Origin of the sequence: Gluconobacter sp. Dm-44 (genome assembly GCF_018256175.1) — a bacterium.
Classification (GTDB): domain Bacteria; phylum Pseudomonadota; class Alphaproteobacteria; order Acetobacterales; family Acetobacteraceae; genus Gluconobacter; species Gluconobacter cadivus.
Genome location: NZ_JAERLZ010000014.1, coordinates 18215 through 35353 on the forward strand (window position 1 = coordinate 18215; position 17139 = coordinate 35353).

The following is a 17139-nucleotide window of genomic DNA, read 5'->3' on the forward strand; positions in this document are numbered from 1 at the left end:
GGTGGGTGCTCCGCTGCGACACATAAGAAGCCATGTCGGCACCCATCCTCTCCCTTCAGAATATTACTTTTACTCTTGGCGGACGACCGCTGCTTGATGGCGCAGAGCTTGCTGTTCTGCCCGGTGAGCGTATCTGTCTTGTCGGCCGCAATGGCTCCGGAAAATCCACGCTGCTGAAGATTGCTTCGGGCGATATCGTGACGGATTCCGGCAAGCGTTTCGTGCAGCCCGGCACAAAGGTCCATTATCTCGCGCAGGAGCCGGATCTTTCGCGCTACGCCACGACTTTCGATTATGCATCTGAAGGTCTTGATGAGACCGAATCTTACCGTGCGCGCTCCATGCTGGCGGAACTCGGGATGACGGGCGAGGAAAGTTGCCAAAGTCTCTCGGGCGGTGAAGTGCGGCGCTGCGCCCTCGCCCGCGCTCTTGCGGCCGAGCCTGATCTGCTGCTGCTGGACGAGCCGACCAACCATCTGGACCTTCCGTCCATCACATGGCTGGAAAAGGAACTGTCTGCCTCCTGTTGTGCGATGATCGTTATCAGCCATGACCGCCGCTTGCTGGAGACTTTGTCTCGCAGTGTCGTCTGGCTGGAAAATGGGGTGACGCGGCGGCTCGATCAGGGGTTTGCCCGCTATGAAACCTGGCGCGATGAGGTTCTGGAACAGCAGGAGCGCGATGCGCACAAGCTGGACCGCCAGATCGCGCGGGAAGAAGACTGGATGATTTATGGCGTCACGGCGCGCCGTAAACGGAATGTCCGCCGTGTCGGAGAACTGGCAGCGCTTCGGGCGCAGCGCCGTGAGCTTGCCTCCCGCAACAAGGGTACGCTGCGGATGGCTGCGACTGATGCTGAAAGCGCGGGCAAAATCACGATTGCAGCAGAAGGCGTCAACTGGGCTTATGATGATCGGGCCATCGTCAGGGATCTCGATCTGAGAATTCTGCGTGGTGATCGGCTGGGTCTGGTGGGAGCAAATGGTGCGGGTAAAACAACGCTTCTGCGCCTTTTAACCGGAAAAATGGAACCACAATCAGGCACCATCAAGATGGGGCCTTCTGTTGCTATGGTGACGCTGGATCAGCAGCGGGAAAGCCTTGATCCTAGCAAAACGCTTGCTGAGACCCTTGCTGGTGGCAGTGGAGATATGGTGCAGGTCGGCGACGAAAAGCGCCATGTCATTGGGTATATGAAAGACTTCCTGTTCCGTCCTGAACAGGCTCGCACCCCGGTTGGAAAACTCTCAGGGGGAGAGCGCGGTCGGCTGGCGCTGGCGTGTGCTCTGGCCAAGCCGTCGAGCCTCATGGTGCTTGATGAGCCGACGAACGATCTCGATCTGGAAACGCTGGATCTTCTTCAGGATATGCTGGCCGATTATGCGGGTACGGTTCTGCTGGTAAGTCATGATCGTGATTTTCTGGATCGGGTTGCGAGTTCGGTTCTGGTGTCAGATGGTGGCGGTGAGTGGATCGAATATGCGGGCGGCTACTCGGACATGCTGATTCAGCGTGGAGAGGCCCCGGCAGGTCGTGAAATTCCCTCTTCTGGCACAGAAGAAATCGCACCAAAATCTGCCTTAAAAACAGATAAAAAGACGAAAAAACTTAGCTATAACGACAAGCGGGCTCTGGACCTGCTGCCTAAGAAAATGGCTGATCTGGAGAAGAAGATTCAGGCCTACCGCGACATTCTCGCAGACCCGGAACTCTATAGCCGGGATTATGCAAAATTCGAGAAGACCACGCAGCTTCTGGAAATTTCTGAGAGAGAACTCACCCTGTCGGAAGAAGAATGGCTTGAACTGGAAATGAAAAAAGAACTTCTTGAAAATCAGTGATTTGAAAGAAATTCTTCAGCTTTTTGGTGGGGATGGAATCAGGCCGGAAAGCTCCATGATCTCTCTGGATCGCTTAATGCTGTCCGTGACACGGATGGCAGCATCCAGAGCTCTAATTCCAGCCTGCGCATCGACCAGAACGGGCGCGCCGTAAAGGCATGAGGCGGCGAAGGCCTCATGTTCGGCTGCTAGATTGTCATGGTCTTTCCAGCTTATGGCCTCACGGCGGAACCCGCCTGTGCCCGGAAGGGGAAGGCCCCGTTCACGGCCGATGAAGCTCAGCTTGCGCTCCATGAAGTCGGCAGAAAGATATCCGTCCTGTGAGAACAGTCGCATACGGCGTTCTGTTTTCAGGGAAATCCGGCTTGCGGTGATGGTAGCTACGCATCCGTTTTCAAATCTGACGCGGGCGTTGGCAATATCTTCATGCGCGCTCGAAACAGCCGCGCCCAGTGCGTCGATTTCCGCGATGGGGCTGTCCACGATCGCCAGAACGAGATCAAGGTCATGGATCATCAGATCGAGAATGACCGAAACATCCGTCCCGCGGGGTTTGTATGGAGCAATGCGGGTTGCCTCAATGTAGAGGGGCGCCTTGATCCGTTCGGTGATGGCGTGATGTTCGGCGGAGTAGCGCAGCAGGTGTCCGACCTGAAGGATTTTTCCGGTCTGTTCGGCCAGTTCAGCGAGGGCATATGCCTCGTCCAGCGTCGCGGCGATGGGTTTCTCGACCAGAACGTGTCGCCCGGCTCTGAGAGCCTGACTGGTCAGGGGAAAATGATATTCTGCCGGGGCCGCGATAATGACGGCATCGACCTGTTCAAGAAGATTTTCGTAGCTTGTGGCAATTCCGCAACGAACTTCTGCAGCCACAACGGCTGCGCGGGCCGGGTCAGGGTCATAAAGGGCGACAAGCTGTTCGGCCGGGTTTGCTGCGGATTTGAGGGCGTGAAACCGTCCGAAATGACCGGCCCCGACGATACCGACACGAAGCTGCTGCGCTGTATTCATGCAGGTACGCTTATCAGGCGCGCTGTTTTCCGGGAAGGTCGTGCGCGCTCAAACAGGCAAAAGGTTGCATCGGCATGGCGGAAACGGCATGGTCCCGGCCAGAAAATGATCTGAAAAACGATCTGTCCAAATCCGCCGAGGACGTCTCGACCTGATATGATGTATTATAGCCGGCTCAGACTGCTGGGCGTCGCAGGCATCTGCCTGATTGGCGTGCTCCTGTGTCTGCCCAACTTCCTGCGTTCTCCCGCACCGTCCCTGCCCTGGCGGCAGATCCATCTGGGGCTCGATCTGCGGGGTGGGTCCTACCTTCTTCTTCAGCTCGATCTGAAATCCCTTGAGCATGATCGTCTGCAATCCCTTCAGGATCAGGTGCGCCAGACTCTTCTGGATCACTCTCTTGGGTATCGGGATTTCGTCCGTGACGATGCGACCGCAAGCCTGAGCTTTCTGCCGCGTTCGGATGCCGAGCGTGATGCAGCGTTCAAGGCCATGCAGTCCCTGCCACCTGTGGTGCCGAACGAATTCACGACGTCTGAAAAAGACGGGCGGATTGTTCTGACACTTCAGCATGAGGCGATGCTGGCCCGTGCGCGCGAAGCCGTGGCGCAGTCCATTGAGATCGTTCGCCGTCGTATCGACGCGACGGGTGCGATTGATCCGAGCATTGCGCGTGAAGGCGACGATCGGATTGTTGTCGAGCTTCCGGGTGTCAGCGATCCCGAGCGGATCAAGAGCCTGCTGGGTACGACGGCGCGCCTGACGTTCCGCCTGCTCGCTCCGAACCCGAGCGTTGCGAGCCCCGGTTCGACGATGCTTGAAGACGAGAGCATGCATACGCAGGTTGCGGTTCAGGATCACGTCGATGTCGACGGCACGGATCTGACGAATGCCGGTGCGGTGATTGATCAGCAGAGCGGTGGCTGGGCGGTGACGTTCCAGCTCAACAGTGCGGGGGCGACGGCGTTTGCGAATGTGACCCGCGCCAATGTTGGCAAGCGCTTCGCGATCGTTCTGGATAACAAGGTTATTGAGGCCCCGAACATCATCAGCCCGATCACGGCTGGAAACGGTCAGATCACGGGTGGCTTCAATGCGCGCAGTGCGTCGGATCTGGCATTGCTGCTGCGTGCCGGTGCGCTTCCTGCTCCGTTGTCGGTGGTTGAACAGCGCACGATCGGCCCGAGCCTTGGGGCTGCGTCTATTCGTGCCGGTGTTATCAGCCTGCTGACGGGTCTGCTTCTGGTCATCGTGTTCATGGTGCTGTTTTACGGACGATTTGGTCTGTATGCCGATATCGCGCTGTTTGCGAACCTGATTCTGATGGTTGGGATCCTGTCGCTGTTTCAGGCGACGCTCACCCTGCCGGGTATGGCCGGTATGCTGCTGACTTTGGGTATGGCCGTTGATGCCAATATCCTGATCAATGAGCGTATCCGCGAGGAAGTGAAGCGCGGCCGGGGTCCGCTTCAGGCTCTGCAGGCAGGTTTCGACCGCGCGACCGGCACGATCATCGACAGTAACGCCACGGCATTTCTGGCGCATGTCATGCTGTTCGTGTTCGGAACGGGGCCGGTGCGCAACTTTGCCCTGACGATCACTATCGGTATCGTCACGACCCTCTTCACGACCCTCCTGCTGTCACGCCTTCTGGTCGTGCGGTGGTACGCCCTCGCCCGTCCCAAAGAACTTCCGGTCTGATCGTCATGCTGTCACGTCCTCTTTTCCGTTTTGTCCGTGACGATCGGCGCATCAATTTCATGCGCGGCCGTCACATGGGGCTGATCGTTTCGGCGGTCCTCTCCATCGCTTCCGTCATCCTGTTCTTCCAGCCCGGTCTGAAGCTTGGGTTGGATTTCCGCGGTGGCATCATTGTGGAGGCCCAGACGCCGGGCCCTGCAGATTTTGGTAAGCTGCGGGCGGCTCTGGATCATGCCGGCATTCATCCTGATGCCGTGCAGGCATTCGGGTCGCCGCGCGATGTTCGGATTTCGATCAACGCTCCCGAAGGGGCGGATCGCGAGGCGCAGACCCAGAAGCTGGTCGATGGTGTCAAGAACGCCATATCGGCTGCTGAACCGGGCACGCAAGTTCTGCGCGCTGATGCCGTGGGGGCTTCGGTATCCTCCGAACTGTTCCGTGACGGCCTGCTGGCGCTTGGCTTCAGCCTTGCGATGATTCTAGTTTATATCTGGGCGCGTTTCGAGCGTGAGTTTGCCATCAGTGCCGTGGTGACGCTTATTCTGGATCTGACCAAAACGATCGGTTTTCTGGCCATCACGCGCTTTGAATTCGATCTGGTGATGGTTGCGGCTCTTCTGACGATCCTAGGCTATTCCACGAACGACAAGGTTGTCGTTTACGATCGTATCCGGGAAAATCTGCGCAAGTATCGGACGATGCCGCTGCGGGAGTTGCTGGACCTGTCCATCAACGAAACCCTGAACCGGACACTTGGTACGTCCATGACGGTCTTTCTGGCAGCCCTGCCCCTGGCACTGTTTGGGGGAAGCACCCTGACCGGGTTTGCGACGGTCATGCTGTTCGGGATCGTCGTAGGAACGTCCTCGTCCATCTTCATTGCAGCGCCTCTTCTGCTTCTGATGGGCGAGAAGCGGTTGCGCAAAGAGACGGACGCAGGCTGATACGGCCAGTGTCTACAAAAAAACCGGCGTCCCTTAGGGGAGCCGGTTTTTTTGTGTCTGCTCTGACGGATGGCTCGTCATGGGAGGCGGCTTTTGCGGCAGATCAGCGAGAAGGTTGGAGAGCGCCTGATCGGCCTGCCTGTTTGCGGATGAGCTTTGCAGCTTCAGTGCGTTCAGGGTTGCCTGCTGTGCTGCTTTGTCCAGAGTGACCAGTCGGGTCAGTCCATCGGGGCCGATCTGTCTGGTCATGACAGCTCCCCGTGCCATGCCATGCGCGATCAAATACGCATAAAGCCGGGAATTGGGGGATGGCGGCAGTCCCGTCATTTCAGGGCGTGCCGCGCATCCGGCCAGAAAGCCCCCCGCTACAAGCAGAGCCGTCGCAGAGCGCCAGGCTGCGGGGCGGGAAACTTTCATGGCTGTCATCAGGAGTTTTTCTGGGCCAGCAGGTCGCGGATTTCCGTGAGGAGAACCTCTTCCTTGCTCGGAGCCGGCGGAGCGGCAGGAGCTTCGTCGTGTTTACGGCTTAGCTTGCTGAGGATGCGGGTCAGCCAGAAAATGAAGAAGGCCACGATCAGGAACTGGATCACGGCATTGAGGAACAGGCCGATATTCACGGTCACTGCGCCTGCCTTCTGGGCTTCGGCGAGCGTGTCTTTCACCGGTCCTTTGAGGGTGATGAACAGGTTTGAGAAATCAACACCGCCGGTGAGAAGGCCGATGAATGGCGTCAGGACATCCTTGACCGCACTGCCGACAATCGCGCTGAACGAGGCACCGATCACGACACCGACGGCCAGATCGAGCACGTTGCCGCGCATGATGAATTTCTGGAAATCGCTGACCCAGCCCGGAGTGTGCAGGGTGTGTTTCGTCTCGCTCATATCAAACCTTTCTTGAGATCCGTGAAGCCACGGTTGCAGGCCTGACATTCGAGCCCGCTTTCATTGCAAGGGATAAACGGACTCACATGATCCAGTAAAGGCTACTTTCATCTGGAGGCGGTTTCCGTTATACGCGCCTGATGATTCGCTCCGGTCGGCATCGGAGCTTTCTTTATGGAGTAGACATTCATGAAATCCGGCATCCATCCTGACTACCACGAGATCACCGTCATCATGACCGACGGGACCGAATACAAGACGCATTCCTGCTACGGTGAGCCGGGCGCGACGCTGCGTCTCGACGTTGATCCGAAGTCCCATCCGGCCTGGACGGGCGTCCAGCGTATGATGGATACCGGAGGCCAGGTTGCAAAGTTCAACAAGCGCTTTGCAGGCATCGGTACGCGCACGAAGTAATTCGGCGCCCCTCCTCCCGCCTCCTCTTGAAGGCGGACAGGTCGGAACCTATCTGGAGAATCAGCCACGATGCCGTTCGGGTCGTGGCTGGTTTGACCATAGCATTTTGCCATATCGGGAAATGCGCCAGATGATTCCTGCCAGAAGGAGGTTTCAGTGACTTACGACTTTACACCGCTGTTTCGCAGCGCGATCGGCTTTGACCGACTGGCCACGATGGCTGGCAATGTTGCCAACGCTCAGGCCCTTCCAAGCTATCCCCCTTATAATATCGAAAAAACCGGCGAGACGAACTACGTCCTGACGATGGCTCTTGCAGGCTTTCGGCCCGAAGACGTGGATGTTGTTCAGGAAGACAACACGCTTGTCGTGCGTGGCAGCGTTCCGGAAAACAGTCGTGACCGGGAGTGGTTGCATCGCGGTATTGCCACGCGGGCCTTCGAGCGTCGTTTCGTGCTGGCCGATCACACGGAAATCGATCAGGCGGATCTGGTGAATGGGCTGCTGTCCATCATGGTTCGACAGGTCGTGCCGGAAGCTGCGAGGCCGCGCCGTATTCCGGTTCGGAACGGAACGGGGCAGACTGCTCCGTCTGGAACTGTTTACACCGCATAAGCTATAGGAGGTGCGTATCTTAAAAATGCGCCTCTCCGTTTTGGTGCTTGACCATCGCGGCTTTGGTGGCCCATACCCGTTTGCATTATCGCAGAGCATCCAGCAGGTGCCGCGATCATATCCCGGGCGGGATCGTTTCCTCGCCGGATACGCCTGATCGGTGCCTGCGGAAGCTGGCTCCCTCCGTGTCCCAGCAAGGAACGCATCGACATGACCCTGCCTTTGATGCCCAAGGCGACGGCCGTCTGGCTGATCGAGAAAACCGGCCTGACCTTCACGCAGATCGCAGAATTTTGTGGCATGCACCCGCTTGAAGTTCAGGCGATTGCAGACGGCGAAGTTGCGGCCGGAATCAACGGCTATGATCCGGTCAAGAACCACCAGCTTGCCGAAGCCGAAATCAAGCGCTGCGAAAAAGATACCAACGCACGCCTGAAGATCATGCCGACGGCCAGCCCTGTGAAGCGTCGCGCCAAGGGTGCGCGCTATACGCCGGTTGCTAAGCGCAATGACCGTCCGGATGCCATTGCGTTCGTTCTGCGCCAGTTCCCGCAGCTTTCCGAGGCCCAGATCGTCAAGCTGCTTGGCACGACTAAGGATACCATCATCAAAGTCCGTGATCGCCAGCACTGGAACAGTGCCAACATTAAGCCGCGCGACCCGGTGATCCTTGGTCTGTGCACCCAGACCGATCTTCATGCTGCCGTCACGGCTGCGAATGACCGTCTGGCGCGCGAAGGTCATGCCCTGCCGGTCGTGGAAGCCTATGTGCCGGACAGCGACAGTCACGCCTGATCCGGGATGAATGCCTGACGGGTACTGGTCCGGTGCCCTTCAGGCATGATACTGCATTGGAGAGAGTGGAAAGAATCAGTCTCTCCACAATGCCTGACTGTTCTCCGGGACCGGATGCCATGATGACTGACGACAATGCCATGCTGAAACGTCTGCACGAACTGCGCAGCGAGCATCGCGATCTGGATACTGTCATCGAGCGTCTCGTCCATCATCCCCTCAACCAGCTTCAGCTTCAGCGCCTTAAAAAGCGCAAGCTTCAGCTTAAAGATGAGATTTCGTGGATCGAGACCCGTCTCATCCCGGATAATATTGCCTGAATGAGCCAGATCCTTTCCGCCGACGAAACCCTTCAGGGTGACATGCCAATCCGCGTTGGCGTTATCATGGGAAGCCAGTCCGACTGGGACACCATGCGTCATGCCTGCGACATCCTTGACAATCTGGGCATTGCCCATGAGCGACGGATCGTGTCTGCACACCGCACCCCTGACCGTCTGGTGGAATACGCCAAGACGGCGCGTCGGCGTGGGTTGCATGTCATTATTGCGGGCGCTGGCGGGGCTGCACATCTTCCGGGAATGTGCGCGGCATGGACGAGCGTTCCTGTGCTTGGCGTTCCCGTCCAGAGCCGGGCGCTGAATGGTCAGGACAGTCTGCTTTCCATCGTCCAGATGCCCGGTGGTGTTCCGGTGGGTACGCTGGCGATTGGCAAGGCTGGGGCGATCAATGCGGGGCTTCTGGCGGCGTCGATCCTCTCGGTTTCCGACGGGCAGGTTATGGCGCGTCTGGATGCCTGGAGAGCGACGCAGACGGCTGCGGTGGCGGACGTTCCTGTCGAATGAACACACAGGACGTTTTTGCACCCGGTAGTACGATCGGGATTATTGGCGGTGGACAGCTTGGTCGCATGTCTGCTGTTGCTGCATCGAAGCTCGGTTATCATGTGCATGTTCTGAGCCCGGATTTCCCAAGCCCTGCCACTGAAGTCGCCGCTTCTGTTACTGTGGGGGTGTATGACGACCCTACCGTGCTTGAGGATTTTGCCTCGCGCTGCGATGTGGTGACGTTCGAATTCGAAAATATCAGCGCCGAAGGTCTGGCATTTCTGGAAAAACGTCGTCCGGTGCGTCCGGGAGGCGACATTCTTAGGATCAGTCAGGACCGGATTGCGGAGAAGACGCGTCTTTCCGAAATCGGTGTCAGCCTTGCGCCTTGGCATGCGGTTAATGGTCCCGAAGATTTGTCTGGGCTGGAAACGCTGGGTTTTCCGCTGATTCTCAAGACGACGCGCTTTGGTTATGACGGCAAGGGCCAGTTCCGTGTGCCGGATGCTGAAGCTCTGGCCGCCTTGGACGATCTGCCCTACCCGCTTGTTGCGGAGAAGATGATCGACTTCGAGCGTGAGCTGAGTGTGATGGTCGTGCGTGGTCTGGACGGGACTGTGCGCTGTTTCGATGCGGTAGAAAATCGCCATCGGAACGGCATTCTGGATGTGACGCTCGCGCCTGCCCGCGTTATGCCTGATATTGCCCGACAGGCGCAGGATATGGCGGCACAGATCGCGGAAGCGCTGGGGCTGGTCGGGATTATGGGTGTGGAAATGTTCCATGCGGCTGATGGAAGCCTCATGGTGAACGAGATTGCACCCCGTCCGCATAATTCCGGTCACTGGACCATGGATGCGTGTCTGGTGGATCAGTTTGAGATGCATATTCGTGCGGTTACGGGGCTGCCTCTGCCGCCTGCACGCCGCCATTCCGATGCAGTCATGCACAATCTGATCGGCCCGGAAGACATGGCGCGGGTTCCGGGCATTCTGGCGACGGATGGAGCGTCGCTCCATCTGTATGGAAAGTCGGAGGCGCGTGAAGGCCGGAAAATGGGTCATGTAAACACCATTTTTCCGCGTGGCGCTCTTCCCGGAGAACTGGCTCTCGAAGGGCTTCTGCCGCCTCGGGGCTGAAGTTTCAGAGCAGGTTGCTGCGCCGGAAACTGGTATGGCGGCCGTTGCCGATGATGAAATGGTCTGCGATCGTGACGCCGACGACATCCAGTGCGGCCTGAACCTGCATCGTCATCTGAAGGTCAGCTTCTGAGGGTGTAGGGTCGCCGCTCGGATGGTTATGGACCAGAACCAGAGCACTCGCGCCGACTTCTACGGCGCGTCTGGCCACCTCGCGTGGATAGACGGGTGTATGGTTGACGGTGCCTCTGGCCTGAGCTTCGTCAGCGATCAGGCTGTTCTTTTCGTTCAGAAACAGGATCCGGAACTGCTCGATATTTTCCCGGGCCAGACGGGCCGTGAGGTAATCGAGCAGCTTCTGTTCGCTATCAAGAACGTCTTCAGGTGGAAGGCGCGCCCTGTTGTAGCGAAGCGCCGCTTCCTGAAGGAGGCGGATCATCGGCACCATATGCGTGCCCATATTTGTGATGCTTTCAAGTTCACGGTTGCTGGCGGAAAGAACGGCAGCTAGCGATCCAAAACGGGCAAAAAGCGTATGTGAAAGTTCGGTGCTGCCCTCCTCCCGTCCTGTGAACTGGGCGGTCACCAAATGAAGAAGGGTCGCATCATCGAGATGGCGTCCCCGGCCCGTCAGAAGGGCGAGTGGCGGTTCTAGTTTCGAAGGAGGCTCGGTCAGGGCTGTGATCTGTCTCAGATCGGCCGATGACAGGCCTGTCATGCCATCCGAGAAGCCGCTCGTCTCACTTTCCATCCTACAGCAATCCTTCCTGACGCAGGCTGGAGGGCGGTCCGTTTCCAGTGATGAGCACGTCATGCAGCGTGATGGACAGGGGACGCATTGCAAAATCCAGCTGTCGGGCTGTCTGTGACAGATCGGTCGGGCGCTCTGTCGGGCGGACGTAAAATCCGATCAGGGCCGTAGCGTGCAATGCGAGCGCCCGGATGGCGATGGCGCGGTTGCGTTCGCTCGGCGTATCGGCGTCGGGTGCGGTTTCGTCCGCCAGCAGCCGGTTGCGGTTGTCGAGATAGAGTAGTCGGAACTGTCCTGACACCCCTCCCTCAAGCGCCTGTTTGAGATATTGTGTGAGCTGGTCCCAGTTGCTCAGTGTCGGACGTTCGCGCTGTTCCGAAGACGCCAGCCGCTCCGCTGCAACGCCCGGAAGACGCAGGACACGGATGGCATCGTCTTTCAGGCCCGCTGCCCGTAAGGCTTGTGTCGGAGCACGAAAGACCTCGACCAGACTGCCGAAATGGCCGATCAGCCCTTTGGCGAGGGGCTTCGTGTCCTTGCGGGGTACGCCGGCGAAAAGAAGCATTTCCAGAATTTCATAGTCCGCCAGCGTGCTCGCACCAGTGTTCAGTACGCGCGCGCGCATTCTGGCCCGATGTCCCTGTGGACCAGTGCCGCGTGTCAGATCGATCCGGGGATAGGTGTTGGCCATGACGGTATCTCACTCTATATCGGGAGGGTGCCGCAAGACCTCTCTTTCCACCCGCCCGCCTCTACGCCCGAGTATCTCTCCCGCCTCAACCCGGAGCAGAGACGCGCCATCGAGACGACCGAAGGCCCGCTCCTCATTCTGGCGGGTGCGGGAACGGGGAAGACGCGCGTCCTGACAACGCGCTTTGCGCATATTCTCCTGACCGGACGTGCTTATCCGAGTCAGATTCTGGCTGTGACCTTCACGAACAAGGCTGCGCGTGAAATGCGCGAACGTGTCAGCGCGATTCTGGGTGAGCCTGCGGAAGGGCTGTGGCTCGGGACGTTTCATGCAATCTGCGCGCGGATGTTGCGGCGTCATGCGGAATATGTCGGTCTGACCAGCAGCTTCAATATTCTCGATACAGACGATCAGATCCGCCTGCTCAAGCAGATCATGGAGCCGTGGAAGATCGATACCAAACGCTGGCCGCCGAACCAGCTCATGGGCATCATCCAGCGCTGGAAAGATCGCGGACTGACGCCTGACCGGGTGACGCCGGCAGAGGATTCAGATTTTGCGAATGGTCATGCGCTGGCGATCTACCGGGCATATCAGGAGCGTCTGATTGCGCTCAATACGTGCGATTTCGGCGATCTGATGTTGCATATGACGGAGATTCTGCGGAACCAGCCGAATGTTCTGGCGCAGTATCACCGGATTTTCCGCTATATTCTCGTGGACGAGTATCAGGATACCAATACCGTTCAGTATCTGTGGCTGCGTCTGCTGGCCAAGCGCGAGCATGGACCGTCCAACATTGCGTGCGTGGGGGATGACGATCAGTCCATCTATTCCTGGCGTGGGGCGGAAGTTGAGAACATTCTGCGATTCGAAAAGGATTTTCCGGGCGCGGAAGTGGTGCGTCTGGAGCGGAATTATCGCTCGACAGCACAGATCCTCGCGGCCGCGGCTGGTCTGATCGCCCATAATGAGGGACGGCTGGGCAAGACGCTGCGGCCGGGCCGTGAGGATGCGGACGGCGAGAAGGTTCAGATCATCGGCGTTCGTGATTCTGATGAGGAAGCGCGAATCGTGGGTGGGGCGATTGAGCGCCTGCGCGCGGACGGGCACCCGCTTTCGGAAATTGCCATTCTGATGCGGGCCGGGTTCCAGACGCGGCCTTTTGAAGAGCGGCTGATGCTGATCGGAATTCCGTATCGCGTTGTGGGCGGGCTGCGATTTTACGAACGTGCTGAAATCCGGGATTGTCTGGCCTATCTGCGCGTTCTGTCGCAGCCTGCGGATGATCTGGCATTCGAGCGGATCATCAATGTTCCGAAACGGGGTGTGGGTGCGGTGGCGGTGCAGAAGCTGCATGTTCAGGCACGTGCCCTGCCTGGCCCGTTAACGGCGGCAGTGAGTTGGCAGCTTCAGGAAGGGCTGCTCAAAGGCAAGTCGAAAGAGGCGTTGGATGGGCTGATGGGTGCGTTCCAGCGGGCCAAGGCTACGCTGGAGACCGAAGGTCACGTCGTTGCGGCTGAACAGCTTCTTGAAGACAGCGGCTATCTTCAGATGTGGCGGGACGACCGCTCCGTTGAGGCTCCGGGCCGTTTGGACAATATCCGCGAACTTCTGCGCGCGATTGGCGAATTCGGAATGCTTCAGGGTTTTCTGGAGCATGTCGCGCTCGTCATGGATACCGAAAGTGAGACGTCTGACGACAAGGTCAGTCTCATGACGTTGCACGGTGCCAAAGGGCTGGAGTTTGACACGGTGTTCCTGCCGGGCTGGGAGGAAGGTGTGTTCCCGTCCCAGCGGTCGCTGGACGAAGGTGGAAACCGGGCGCTGGAGGAAGAGCGGCGGTTGGCCTATGTCGGGCTGACCCGCGCGCGCCGTCGGGCGATCGTGCTGCATGCGGCGAGCCGTCGGATCTATGCGAACTGGCAGTCCTCGATGCCGAGCCGCTTTATTGAGGAAATCCCGTCCGAACATGTTCAGATGAATGGGCAGGCCTTTGAGACGCGGCGTCAGGCTGCGGCGGCACCGTCCATGTTCGCGTCGGGGCCACTCACCAGCACGCGCCCTTCAGGGTTCCGTGCCCCGCGCCCGAAGCTTCATGATGTGAAGCCGGAGCCGACTGTTGCGGTCGGTGCGACGGTTTTTCATCACAGATTCGGTGAAGGCACGGTTATCGGTGCTGACGGACCGCAGTTGCACATCAATTTTGAAAACGGTGGCGTTAAGCGCGTCATGTCAAACTTTGTGGAGATCAGATCGTGATGGCACCCCGCAGCATTGGCCGTCGCCATGCCAGTGCGCTCGAAACCCTGTCCATCACGGTTGAAGAGCCTTTTGTTCCGCTGTTCGAGCAGGCGCTGATGTGTGCCTGCGAAACGGTCGGTATTTTCGAAGCCGATGACGCGCAGAAATACTGGCGCGTGGAAGGTGTGAAGGACACCGGCTTCAAGGAAGATGAGCTCGAAAACGCCTTGGCAGTTGCACGGATGCTGACCGGCTGTGAAGCTGAGCTTGAACGCACCCCGACCGAATCTGAAGGCTGGCTGGCCCGGACGTATGAGTCCTTTCCGCAGCAGAATGTCGGCAAGCGCTTCGCCATTCGTGGCACTCATCTTCATGGCGCGCCCGATCAGTCCCGCCTGACGATTACGCTGGATGCCGGGATTGCCTTTGGTTCGGGCGAGCATGGGTCGACGCGCGGTTGTCTGCGGGCTCTGGAGATGGTGGCGTATCGCAAGCCGCAGCGTATTCTGGATATGGGCTGTGGGTCTGGCATTCTGGCCATGGCGGCGGCGAAGTTGCTGCACCGCCCCGTCCTGGCCGTTGATATCGAGCCCTGGTCCGTCCGGACGGCCAAGCTCAACGCGCGGCTGAATGGTCAGGGTAATCTGCTGGACTGCCGTTTTGGTAATGGCTGGCAGACCGAGGCCGTACGCGCCAAAGCGCCGTATGATCTGGTTTTCGCCAATATTCTGGCCCGCCCGCTGTGCCGGATGGCGCAGTCTCTGGCGCTGAATCTTGCGCCGAACGGAACGGCCATTCTGGCGGGGCTGCTTTACAGTCAGGCGCGGATGGTTCTGGTGGCGCATCAGCGGCAGGGCCTTGTGCTGGAGCGTATTCTGCGTGAGGGCGACTGGGCCACGCTGATCTTGCGTCGCCGCTGCTGATGAACGCGCCGCGGGCATTGCCGGTGATCCGAAAAGCCAGTGAGGACGATCTTCCGGCGATCCTGCGCATTACCAATGATGCCATCAAGAACACCAATGCGCTCTGGATTACGACGCCCTTTACGCTGAACCAGAGGCGTCAATGGTTCGAGGACAGGCTGGCGCACGGATATCCCGTGCTTGTTGCTGTCGATACGGTTGGTGAAGTGATGGGATATGGCTCTTACGGGTCTTTCAGGTCTTATGAAGGCTATGCTCGTACAGTCGAACACTCGGTTTACGTTTCACCTCTGTATCAGCGTCGGGGCATTGGCCGCACTCTTCTGCTTGCCCTGATTGAGCATGCAAAACATGCTGGATTTCACGTCATGGTGGCTGGGATCACGGCAGATAATGTTGCGTCCGTTGCGATGCATCGCGATTTTGGCTTCCAGACCTGCGGCATACTCCCACAAGTGGGGCGCAAGCGTGACCGCTGGCTTGATCTGCTGTTCATGACACTCTGCCTCGACGATATGTCTTCTGTGGAAAAGGACTTTTCATGACCCTGTCCTCCATCCCGCTCAACGAGCGCCCTGCCCTCGTTCGCGCAGCCTGCAAAGCACTGGGCGTTGACGGTTTCATCATTCCGAGGGGTGATGAATATCTGGGCGAGTATGTCGCCTCCTGTGCCGAGCGTCTGGCGTGGCTGACGGGCTTTACGGGAAGTGCCGGTCTTGCCGCCATTCTGCCGGAAGTAGCCGCCGTTTTTTCCGACGGGCGTTATACGGTGCAGTTGGAAGAACAGGTTCCGCATGATCTGTGGGAGCGTCGGCATATTTCGCTGGAACCCCTTTCCGACTGGCTGGCGGAGCAGGCGAACGGGCTGAGAATCGGGTATGATCCGCGTCTGGTCAGTCAGTCCATGCTGGCGTCATGGCAGACGCCGGGTGTTGAACTTGTCGCGCTGGCGCATAATCCGATCGATCAGGCGTGGGCAGACCGCCCAGAGGCTCCTGCCAGTCAGGTCATGCCGCATCCTGTGGAATTTTCTGGCGAAAGCAGTGCCGACAAGCGCCTGCGTCTGGGACAGGCCCTGAGCCGGGCCGGGCATGACGCCGCCATCATCGCAGACTGCACCTCGCTGGCATGGCTACTGAATATTCGTGGCAGCGATGTTCCTCTGACCCCTGTCGCACATGGCTATGCAATCCTGCACGCTGATGGAACGGCCGAATGGTTCGTTGCATCGGAGCGTCTGTCGGCAGGCGTGATGGATGTCTGTGGCTCAGGCGTGACAGTTCATGCCCCTGCGGAACTGGCAACGCGTCTTGAGGCTCTCAAGGGGAGAACGGTGCGCGTGGACCCGGTTTCGACGGCTGTGTGGTTCGACACCACGCTTCAGGCTGGCGGTGCGACGGTTGTGGACGGAACGGACCCTTGCACGCTTCCCAAAGCGATCAAGAACAATACCGAGCAGGAGGGCGCGCGTCGGGCGCATGCTCATGACGGCGTGGCAATGGCCCGCTTCCTGTATTCCCTGACGGTCTCAGGAATCGGCCAGCACGAGACGGATCTTGTTGACCGACTGGATGGTCTGCGTGCCCGCTCCAATGATTATCGGGAGCAGAGCTTTGACGCCATTTCCGCAGTCGGACCGAATGGTGCTTTCCCTCATTATCGGGCGCAGGTCGGTCATGATCGGGCTCTGGAAGCAGGCAGCGTCTATCTGATCGATAGTGGTGGTCAGTATCCGTTCGGCACGACGGATATTACCCGCACCCTCTGGGTCGGCGATCAGGAGCCGCCAGCCAATGTGCGGGAAGCGTTCACGCGCGTCCTGAAGGGCAATATCGCCCTCTCCCGCATTCGTTTTCCGCCCGGCACGACCGGGCACAGGCTGGATGTTCTGGCACGCGCTGCCCTGTGGCAGGTCGGGATGGACTACGATCACGGGACCGGACATGGCATTGGAAGTTATCTGTCCGTTCATGAAGGCCCGCAGAACATCTCCCCTGCGCCGCGTCCTGTTGCGCTTGAAGCAGGCATGATCGTTTCCAACGAGCCGGGATATTACGAACCGGGACAATATGGAATCCGGATCGAGAACCTGATGCTGGTGCGCCCGTCTTCGTTCAAGGGCAGCAAGGGCGCATTTCTGGAGTTCGAGATCCTCAGCTACACGCCGATTGATCGTAAGCTGATTGATGTGGCCCTTTTGAATGATGCTCAGCTGAGCTGGCTGAATGCATACCACGCCGAGGTTCAGGCGCGGGTTTCGCCGCATGTCGAACCAGAAGTCGCAGAGTGGCTGGCGGAGGTCTGCAAACCGCTCGTTCGGTAAAGTTGCAGGCATAACCGTTTTTTTACCTTTCCC

General features: G+C 58.7%; 18 protein-coding genes. 13 read left to right on the forward strand and 5 right to left on the reverse strand.

The features are described 5' to 3' along the window. The first annotated feature begins 32 nt into the window (after positions 1–32). Entirely contained in the window at positions 33–1841 is a 1809-nt protein-coding gene (locus tag JK213_RS13410; RefSeq protein ID WP_194263297.1) for an ABC-F family ATP-binding cassette domain-containing protein, read from the forward strand. Positions 1842–1856: 15 nt separating this feature from the next. Here the strand turns inward: JK213_RS13410 and JK213_RS13415 are convergent, their stop codons facing one another. Then, complete coding sequence (locus tag JK213_RS13415; protein ID WP_194263296.1) at positions 1857–2852, reverse strand: Gfo/Idh/MocA family protein; 996 nt, start codon at positions 2850–2852, stop codon at positions 1857–1859. A 159-nt stretch (positions 2853–3011) separates the two neighbouring features. On the opposite strand from JK213_RS13415, the gene secD reads away from it, so the two are divergent. Together secD and secF are read left to right on the forward strand one after the other, a co-directional pair. Then, complete coding sequence (gene secD / locus JK213_RS13420) at positions 3012–4553, forward strand: protein translocase subunit SecD (RefSeq protein WP_194263315.1); 1542 nt, start codon at positions 3012–3014, stop codon at positions 4551–4553. A 5-nt stretch (positions 4554–4558) separates the two neighbouring features. Next, on the forward strand, positions 4559–5497 hold the full coding sequence (gene secF / locus JK213_RS13425; RefSeq protein ID WP_194263295.1) for a protein translocase subunit SecF: 939 nt from the start codon (positions 4559–4561) through the stop codon (positions 5495–5497). Positions 5498–5530: 33 nt separating this feature from the next. On the opposite strand, the gene JK213_RS13430 is transcribed toward secF, so the two are convergent. Together JK213_RS13430 and mscL are read right to left on the reverse strand one after the other, a co-directional pair. Continuing rightward, a complete protein-coding gene (locus JK213_RS13430; RefSeq protein ID WP_194263294.1) occupies positions 5531–5923 on the reverse strand; it encodes a hypothetical protein in 393 nt (130 codons plus the stop codon). Continuing rightward, the gene (gene mscL / locus JK213_RS13435) at positions 5923–6381 is read right to left on the reverse strand and encodes a large-conductance mechanosensitive channel protein MscL (protein ID WP_194263293.1); all 459 of its coding nucleotides are present in this window, start codon (positions 6379–6381) and stop codon (positions 5923–5925) included. The genes JK213_RS13430 and mscL overlap by 1 nt, the downstream gene beginning before the upstream one ends. A 189-nt stretch (positions 6382–6570) precedes the next feature. Between mscL and rpmE the strand changes: the two genes are divergently transcribed. The 6 genes from rpmE (at position 6571) to JK213_RS13465 (ending at position 10174) form a co-directional block, all read left to right on the forward strand. Beyond that, entirely contained in the window at positions 6571–6798 is a 228-nt protein-coding gene (rpmE, locus tag JK213_RS13440; RefSeq protein WP_062028708.1) for a 50S ribosomal protein L31, read from the forward strand. A 156-nt stretch (positions 6799–6954) separates the two neighbouring features. Beyond that, a complete protein-coding gene (locus JK213_RS13445; protein ID WP_322783068.1) occupies positions 6955–7413 on the forward strand; it encodes an Hsp20 family protein in 459 nt (152 codons plus the stop codon). 210 nt (positions 7414–7623) lie between these two features. Then, a complete protein-coding gene (locus JK213_RS13450; RefSeq protein ID WP_062028710.1) occupies positions 7624–8208 on the forward strand; it encodes a DUF1013 domain-containing protein in 585 nt (194 codons plus the stop codon). 119 nt (positions 8209–8327) lie between these two features. After that, a complete protein-coding gene (locus JK213_RS13455) occupies positions 8328–8528 on the forward strand; it encodes a YdcH family protein (RefSeq protein WP_011253895.1) in 201 nt (66 codons plus the stop codon). Then, positions 8529–9053, forward strand: a complete 525-nt coding sequence (purE, locus tag JK213_RS13460; RefSeq protein WP_194263292.1) for a 5-(carboxyamino)imidazole ribonucleotide mutase — start codon at positions 8529–8531, stop codon at positions 9051–9053. Continuing rightward, positions 9050–10174, forward strand: a complete 1125-nt coding sequence (locus JK213_RS13465) for a 5-(carboxyamino)imidazole ribonucleotide synthase (protein WP_194263291.1) — start codon at positions 9050–9052, stop codon at positions 10172–10174. The genes purE and JK213_RS13465 overlap by 4 nt, the downstream gene beginning before the upstream one ends. A 4-nt stretch (positions 10175–10178) precedes the next feature. On the opposite strand, the gene radC is transcribed toward JK213_RS13465, so the two are convergent. Continuing rightward, a complete protein-coding gene (gene radC / locus JK213_RS13470) occupies positions 10179–10925 on the reverse strand; it encodes a RadC family protein (protein WP_228125641.1) in 747 nt (248 codons plus the stop codon). 1 nt (position 10926) lies between these two features. Next, on the reverse strand, positions 10927–11616 hold the full coding sequence (locus JK213_RS13475) for a RadC family protein (RefSeq protein WP_194263290.1): 690 nt from the start codon (positions 11614–11616) through the stop codon (positions 10927–10929). Between the two features lie 27 nt (positions 11617–11643). On the opposite strand from JK213_RS13475, the gene JK213_RS13480 reads away from it, so the two are divergent. From JK213_RS13480 to JK213_RS13495, 4 genes are read left to right on the forward strand one after another with little or no spacing between them, the layout of a single operon-like run. Further along, entirely contained in the window at positions 11644–13878 is a 2235-nt protein-coding gene (locus JK213_RS13480; protein ID WP_194263289.1) for a UvrD-helicase domain-containing protein, read from the forward strand. After that, positions 13878–14783 carry a 50S ribosomal protein L11 methyltransferase gene (locus JK213_RS13485; protein ID WP_194263312.1) on the forward strand — a complete coding sequence of 302 codons (906 nt, stop codon included), beginning with the start codon at positions 13878–13880 and terminating at the stop codon, positions 14781–14783. The genes JK213_RS13480 and JK213_RS13485 overlap by 1 nt, the downstream gene beginning before the upstream one ends. Continuing rightward, positions 14783–15328, forward strand: a complete 546-nt coding sequence (locus JK213_RS13490; RefSeq protein WP_194263288.1) for a GNAT family N-acetyltransferase — start codon at positions 14783–14785, stop codon at positions 15326–15328. The genes JK213_RS13485 and JK213_RS13490 overlap by 1 nt, the downstream gene beginning before the upstream one ends. After that, positions 15325–17106 (forward strand): aminopeptidase P family protein, encoded by a 1782-nt coding sequence (locus tag JK213_RS13495; protein ID WP_194263287.1) that lies wholly within the window; start codon positions 15325–15327, stop codon positions 17104–17106. Before JK213_RS13490 ends, JK213_RS13495 begins: the two co-directional genes overlap by 4 nt. Positions 17107–17139: the final 33 nt, after the last annotated feature.